The organism is Bartonella sp. AA23NXGY, from assembly GCF_042197165.1.
In the GTDB taxonomy this organism is placed as follows: Bacteria; Pseudomonadota; Alphaproteobacteria; order Rhizobiales; family Rhizobiaceae; genus Bartonella.
Genome location: NZ_JBHIRO010000009.1, coordinates 110,081 through 116,695, shown reverse-complemented (window position 1 = coordinate 116,695; position 6,615 = coordinate 110,081). Strand labels below are relative to the sequence as shown.

Annotated in this window: 7 protein-coding genes and 1 tRNA gene; 4 read left to right on the top strand and 4 right to left on the bottom strand. The window is 38.2% G+C overall.

All coding sequences use genetic code 11. From position 1 onward, the window contains the following. Positions 1-945: phage late control D family protein (locus ACFINY_RS06460; RefSeq protein ID WP_375700935.1), on the top strand; the 945-nt coding region annotated here is incomplete at its 5' end. Between the two features lie 665 nt (positions 946-1,610). Here ACFINY_RS06460 and ACFINY_RS06455 read toward each other — a convergent pair. After that, positions 1,611-1,687: transfer RNA gene (locus ACFINY_RS06455), tRNA-Met, on the bottom strand. Positions 1,688-1,851: 164 nt separating this feature from the next. Here ACFINY_RS06455 and ACFINY_RS06450 point away from each other — a divergent pair. Then, complete coding sequence (locus ACFINY_RS06450) at positions 1,852-2,808, top strand: Gfo/Idh/MocA family protein (RefSeq protein WP_375612035.1); 957 nt, start codon at positions 1,852-1,854, stop codon at positions 2,806-2,808. Positions 2,809-2,857: 49 nt separating this feature from the next. Further along, entirely contained in the window at positions 2,858-3,976 is a 1,119-nt protein-coding gene (locus tag ACFINY_RS06445) for a DegT/DnrJ/EryC1/StrS family aminotransferase (protein ID WP_375611954.1), read from the top strand. A gap of 324 nt (positions 3,977-4,300) precedes the next feature. Here ACFINY_RS06445 and ACFINY_RS06440 read toward each other — a convergent pair whose 3' ends face one another. The 3 genes from ACFINY_RS06440 to ACFINY_RS06430 are packed head-to-tail and all read right to left on the bottom strand — an operon-like array spanning position 4,301 to position 5,567. After that, complete coding sequence (locus tag ACFINY_RS06440) at positions 4,301-4,567, bottom strand: hypothetical protein (RefSeq protein WP_375611955.1); 267 nt, start codon at positions 4,565-4,567, stop codon at positions 4,301-4,303. Then, positions 4,557-4,943 (bottom strand): hypothetical protein, encoded by a 387-nt coding sequence (locus ACFINY_RS06435; protein WP_375611956.1) that lies wholly within the window; start codon positions 4,941-4,943, stop codon positions 4,557-4,559. The genes ACFINY_RS06440 and ACFINY_RS06435 overlap by 11 nt, the downstream gene beginning before the upstream one ends. 27 nt (positions 4,944-4,970) lie before the next feature. Beyond that, positions 4,971-5,567 (bottom strand): DUF1134 domain-containing protein, encoded by a 597-nt coding sequence (locus tag ACFINY_RS06430; protein ID WP_375611957.1) that lies wholly within the window; start codon positions 5,565-5,567, stop codon positions 4,971-4,973. A gap of 214 nt (positions 5,568-5,781) precedes the next feature. Here ACFINY_RS06430 and chpT point away from each other — a divergent pair, with 214 nt between their 5' ends. Continuing rightward, on the top strand, positions 5,782-6,420 hold the full coding sequence (gene chpT, locus ACFINY_RS06425; protein ID WP_375611958.1) for a histidine phosphotransferase ChpT: 639 nt from the start codon (positions 5,782-5,784) through the stop codon (positions 6,418-6,420). Positions 6,421-6,615 lie beyond the last annotated feature (195 nt).

Here is a 6,615-nt window from a genome sequence, read left to right as displayed (position 1 = left end):
TTTTACCAGCGTCTTTTAACCGCAACTATCACGGATCATGCCGGGAATGAAGCCGATACATTTGAAGCAGAGTTTGATGATAGTGGCAATGATTTAGAGGTTCCCTCAAGCAACAGCACTCTGCAAGTGATTTTTGGCTATGAGAACAGCATCAGTGCCTTTATGGGGCGTTTTTTTGTCGAATCGGTTGTAAGTTGTGGTGGCAGTGATGGAGAGATTTTGCGCCTTTGTGGCAAAAGCGCCTCGATGCGTAAAGAGCTCAAAGAACAGGTGAGTGAACATTTTGATCACAAAACTGTTGGTGAGATTGTGGAGACACTTGCCAAACGCCATGGCTATCAAGAAAAGGTCAGTCCTCAGTTCACTCAACAAACTTTGCCTTATGTGATTCGTACAGATCAATCGGCTGTTGATTTTTTAACCCGCCTTGCCGATCGCATGCGGGCACGTTTTTTGATCAAGGACAATAAGTTTTTATTTTTAAGCGGTGACAATTTACCAGCATTAGCAATCCATAAGCACGACTGTTCCAACTGGGAATTCACATTAGAGCCACGCACGCAATATGGCACCATTGAAGCTTCTTATTTTGATCGCTCAAAAGGGCAGCAATGCCAAGTCAAGCATCAGACAGGGTTTAGCGGTCCCGTGCGGCGTTTACGGACTTGTTACACTTGTGAGGAGGAAGCACGAGCTGTTGCTGCTTCCGAGTCGGACAGGTTGTGTCGTGCTGTAGGGAGTGGTTCTTTGACCCTTGAGGGACGCCCTGAAATCATGGCGGATCAACCTCTTTTATTGCAAGGGTTTCGTGGGCAAATCAATGGACCATGGAAAGCCGCAACCGTCACCCACCGCTATGAAAAACAAAGCGGATACACAACAGAAATCACACTCGAGGCACCAAACAAGGGAAAAGAGGTAGGAGAAAAGGAAACCTCTGAGTGACAGAAAATCAAAGGGACAACTTGACCCTTTGATCGGTGTTGAAGAGTATTGAGACCAAAATCAAAAGTTCGCATTTTGGTGTGGAGGTAAGGAATAGGTGCAACTTGCACCAATTGCATGAGTACAGCAATAGGGTATTGTTTACCCAATTCCTCAAAGGAGCAATGGTGCAAACATTGCACAATTGCATACTGAAGAGCAATTTGGTCAAGTTGACCGAATTCCTTAAACGCTTCTCTTATTTAATAATGTCCTGAATAATGTGCTTAGGATACAGAAAAATCATCAGTCAATTTATGCTAAAAGAAGTCATACCATCTTATATACGCTGCTTCTCAAATAATACGATTCCAACTCAATGATTGATCATCAAAAATTGCGATTTTGAGCAGAAAAGAAAAAGAGGCTTTAAATGATCTTTGAAAGGTCTTTGAAGACCCTTTGAGAACCCCTTAAAAACTCTTTGAAAAAAAATAAATTGGTACAAAACCTAGTGGCAAATTATACAAAACCTGCTGGCAAGCTACAAAGACCCTTTGAGAACCCCTTAAAAACTCTTTGAGAAAAAATAAATTGGTACAAAACCTAGTGTCAAAATATACAAAACCTGCTGGCAAGCTACAACTGGCAAGCTACAGTAAGCTACACACACAACAAAAAAGTAATGGTAGCGGAGGAGGGATTTGAACCCCCGACACAAGGATTATGATTCCTCTGCTCTAACCTACTGAGCTACTCCGCCAAAATAAGCAATCATAATTGTCAATAATTACATCTTTTGCGGATATAAGGGGTAGAATAGTAAGATGTCAAGCATCGTTTTTAAGCTTTTCTCTTGTCATTCTATTTTATCCTCGATATGTAAAAGTGTAATTTTCATATGATAAAGTAAGGTAAGGCATGAAAATGGTGCCACGTGTAGCGGTTTTAGGATGCGGTCATTGGGGTGAAAATCATATACGGACACTCCACTCTCTCGGGGCTTTAGCAGCAGTTTCTGATATTGATAATGATCGTGCTGCTAGTTTTGCAACACTGTATGGTGTAGAGGTTGTTACACCAGATGATCTTTTTACTCATCGAGATATTGATGCGCTGGTATTAGCGTTGCCGCCACAATTGCATACGCAAAATGTGCTCCGTGCTGTTAAAAATGGTAAAGATGTTTTGGTGGAAAAACCAATAGCCTTGAATGTTTCTGATGCTAAACGCCAAGTTCAGGAGGCTGAGGCCTATGAGCGAGTTTTTATGGTGGGCCATATTTTGCGTTTTCATCCAGCTTTTGAAAAAATGTGTGAATTGGTGAAAAACGGAGATGTGGGAGATGTGCGATATATTTATTCTCATAGATTAGGCTTTGGAAAATTTCACACACACAGTGATGCTTTATGGGATCTTGCCCCTCATGATCTTTCAATGATTTTGGCGTTGACAGGATGTGAACCTTCCGAAATTCGCGGTGAGGGGGCTGCTGTCGTTGATCAGATTTCTGATTTTTCTCATATTCATATGATTTTTCCAAATGGTGTGCGTAGTCATCTTTTTACTTCACGCTTGAGTTCTTATCGTGAGAGGCGTTTAACTGTTGTTGGAACAAAGGCTATACTCGTTTTTGATGATATGGAACCGTGGAGTCGTAAATTGGCAATGCACCATTTTGCCGTTTGGAAAGAAAATCAAGAGTGGGCTTTTAGCATGGATGAGCTGAATTACATTGATGTTTGTGAAGATTTGCCGCTTACTTGCGAATTACGGCATTTCCTTCATTGTATTGAAACGCGTCAATCACCTCGTACAAATGGTGATGATGCTGTTGCTGTTTTACGGATTTTAACAGCTGCTGATGTCAATTATGATAGATAAAAGAGATAGGTAGCGCTTTTGCATTCTTGTGATGATCAATGGAGTTAATATGCAATTCATCGACCTTGGGGCGCAGCGTGCGCGTATTGAAGATAAAATTAATTCTGCAATTGCGCATGTAGTCGCTAGTGGTAAGTATATTTTGGGGCCAAAAGTAACAGAATTTGAAGAGAAATTGGCAGAATATCTTGGCGTTAAACATGTGATTGCATGTGCTAATGGAACAGATGCTTTGAAGATGCCTCTTATGGCTAAAAATATTGGTCCAGGCGATGCTGTTTTTTGTCCTAGTTTTACATTTTCAGCAACGGCTGAAGTGGTTGCTTTGGTGGGGGCTAAACCTGTTTTTGTTGATGTTTTACCTGATACATTCAATATTGATGTTGAAAAACTTTCTCACGCTATCGAAATGGTAAAAAAAGAGGGACGTCTAAAGCCAAAAGCTATTATTGCCGTTGATTTATTTGGACTTTCTGCTGACTATGTGCAAATTGCTCAAGTGGCTGCAAAGGAAAATCTTTTTGTAATTGAAGATGCTGCTCAATCTATGGGGGGGAGAAGCGGTAATACTATGTGTGGTGCTTTTGGTGATGTGGCTGCTACAAGTTTTTATCCTGCAAAACCATTAGGATGTTATGGTGATGGAGGCGCTATGATGACCAATGATGATCATTTTGCAGAACTTTTACGCTCTATTTTGTTTCATGGTAAAGGTGAAACGCAATATGACAATGTACGTATTGGTATGAATTCGCGCCTAGATAGCATTCAGGCTGCAATTTTACTAGAAAAGTTTGCGATTTTTGAAGATGAAATGGAAAAGCGTGTAGAAATTGCTCAACGCTATTCCAATGGCTTAAGAGATATTGTTACAGTTCCAGAAATAGGAGAAAATATTCGTTCTGCTTATGCACAATATACGATTAAGGTAAAAGAACGGGATAAATTAAAAGATTTTTTACAAAAAAATTCTATCCCTACAATGATTTATTATAAAACTCCTTTACATCAACAGCCAGCTTATAAACACTTCCCTTATGTAAAAGATTCCCTTTCTGTTTCAGAGTCTTTAGGAGAGTGTGTTTTAAGTTTACCAATGCATCCTTACTTGACACAAACGGATCAGGATATGATTATCAAAAAAATAAGAGATTTTTATCACTCTTGAGAGCGTGTTTTTATCCTTAAAATTATGGTCAAATCTCTATTGGTGATCCATCTTAGAAGGTATTTTTTGTTAAAGTGTGTGGCCAATATTTTGGTATTATTTCCTTTCTAGGACCTATGAAATGTTGTCCTTTAGAGCGGTGATATGATTAGAAAGTGAAGCTTCTAGACAAGAAGATATTTTTTAACAGAACCGTATGGGCTAAGAAACTTTGTCCTTTAGCTTAGCAAAAAAGTCACGTTTAGTAAAAAGGATTTGGGTTATGAAAGTTACAATGAACCTTTGTTGATTTTACTCTTCATTTAAGGTGTTTTAAAAGATAACTTATTTAACAGGGCTTTTGGAGAGAAAAGTTATTTTTTGGCGAATACGTGATGCTAGGTCATTTTTGCTTTTGGATTTTTGAATCAATGTGTTGATGGGTGATGTATTCCCCTCTTGTAGTGCTATTTGAGCCGCCAATGTTGCTGCAAGTTCTTTTGTTTCTTCTCGGAGTTCTTCTAGCAATTGGTGGTTAGCAGTCGTGTCCAGCTCATGAGTTTGGATTTTTTGTAAGCGTTGCTGATAGTGTGCGACTTTTTCACGCATCATTTGTCTTTCCTTTGGAAGTGTGTAGTGTGGCGATATTTTGTTTGATTGCTATCGCTTCTTTGGTGAGAGTATCTTTTGTGGGGAGGCATAGCCGATAAAATTGTTCTGTTACTTGGCTCAGTTGTATTTTTTGTTGGACATATTTTTTTTGCAAAAATTCGTACTTTTGTTGGTTGTTTGCTAATTCTACAGCATGTTGTGCACGAAGAAAATCGTGATTTGCTTCTATTTCCGCGAGTGATAATGGCATTTTCGCACAAACATCTTTATACGCAAAATGAACGGCTTTACGCCAAATAAAAGGAGATAAAAGCACCAGTAACCAGGAAGTGAAAGCAACTCCAAGTATAAAAAAAAGAAATGATTGAATAAGCATAATACCCCTTTTCAAATAAGAAACCGTTTAAAACGGATTCCATGTCGGTCTATGTGTTAATTTTAAATATCCTATATTGATACCAAGGCGTGCGCCGACTCCTGTACGTATTGGGATTAACAAGGTATTATGGTATTTTAGGACATGAAAACCAACACCTGCAATTAAATAGGCCGAACCTGAAATACCACCATAGCGTCTCCATAAATTATTTATGCCACTAAGATTGTAAACTAAGATCATTAAACGGGAGCCTTGGCCGCCAAAATCCCATCCTACTGAGGGACCTTGCCAAAAAACTTTATGTTGACCATAGCTTTTGGTAAAAACCATTCCTTCGCCATAGGTTAATCCAGCAAAAAAGGCACCAGAAGCTTCTTCTCCTAAAATATAGGCATTGGGATAACCATATTTTGAAAAAATATTTTGAATTGCAACAGCCAGACCACTGGCTGTTTTTCCAAAAAAAATATGACCAGAATCAATAATTTCTTGGAGTGAATAATGAGGTTCGTTTTGCTCTATTGGTTTTAGTCGAGCTTGTGTAGTGTTTATGGTGATGAATAAAAGGAAGATTAAAGATATAATATTTTTGTACCAGTATTTGAGCAGAGAGAGAGCCATGGAGTTTTCTCCTTTTATTAGTGATAAACAAAAAGATAATATTAGAATTTTCATCCTATTCAAATAAAAAATAAGATATAAGGTTATTTAAATTCTTGAATTTATTTCTGAATTTTTTAGCATGATTGTTAATGTTTCCTATTATGCATCAGATGTTAAGAGTTTTTCTTTAAAATAAAGTTTGTTTTTTTGAATCTAGGAGTTTTCAATCATTATGACGTTAGATATTTCTTTGAAGCCTATGGATCTTGCTGCTTTGCTTTGTAGTCGTATTTGCCATGATTTTATTTCACCTGTGGGGGCTATTCAAAATGCAATGGAGCTTTATGATGAAGGAGGAGCTGAAGAAGATGCTTTACAATTGGTGCGTTTATCCGTTGCGAGTGCTGCTGCACGTCTACAATTTGCGCGATTGGCTTTTGGTTTTGCTGGTGCAAGTGGAGGACAAATAGATACACGGACTGCAGAGCAGGTTGCTCAACAATATATGAAAGAAGAAAAAGCAACTTTAAAATGGCAAGCTTCTTCTTTATTGTTAGAAAAAGATGAAGTTAAACTTTTGCTTAATTTATTATTGATTGCAAACGCAACAGTTTCTCGTGGTGGTGAAATTGTTGTTATGATTTTGCAAGAAGAAAATAAACGTTCTTTTCGATTTGAGGTTTTCGGTAGAACTCTCCGTATACCCCCTCATTTTCTTGCGTTATTCCGTGGAGAAGTTCAAGAAGAGCTTATTGATGCACATGTCATCCAATTTTATTACACAATGTTACTTGCTCAGATGACAGAGATGAAAATAAATATTGATGAAAGTGATGGTTGTATTGTTTTAGAAAGTGTAAAAAAGCTTTGAATAAGAGAGAAGCGCTTAAGCTGTGTTGGGAAAAGTGGTTTCGATTGAACTTATGAGCGATAAGGTTATATGTGTAAATTGGGTGTGGTTACTTCTTAAGCTTTAAGCGCTTTCTATATGAGATTTTTAGTGCGCGAGTTCTCTACTTTTAATAGAGAAAAGATCTCGGGAAAAAATCTCGGCCCGCTACACTCC

What these genes read in the sequence shown, in the direction of transcription:
- ACFINY_RS06450 (WP_375612035.1), top strand. Translation starts at nt 1,852, where the DNA reads ATGGTGCCACGTGTAGCGGTTTTAGGATGCGGTCATTGGGGTGAAAAT.
- ACFINY_RS06445 (WP_375611954.1), top strand. Translation starts at nt 2,858, where the DNA reads ATGCAATTCATCGACCTTGGGGCGCAGCGTGCGCGTATTGAAGATAAA.
- ACFINY_RS06440 (WP_375611955.1), bottom strand. Translation starts at nt 4,567, where the DNA reads ATGATGCGTGAAAAAGTCGCACACTATCAGCAACGCTTACAAAAAATC.
- ACFINY_RS06435 (WP_375611956.1), bottom strand. Translation starts at nt 4,943, where the DNA reads ATGCTTATTCAATCATTTCTTTTTTTTATACTTGGAGTTGCTTTCACT.
- ACFINY_RS06430 (WP_375611957.1), bottom strand. Translation starts at nt 5,567, where the DNA reads ATGGCTCTCTCTCTGCTCAAATACTGGTACAAAAATATTATATCTTTA.
- chpT (WP_375611958.1), top strand. Translation starts at nt 5,782, where the DNA reads ATGACGTTAGATATTTCTTTGAAGCCTATGGATCTTGCTGCTTTGCTT.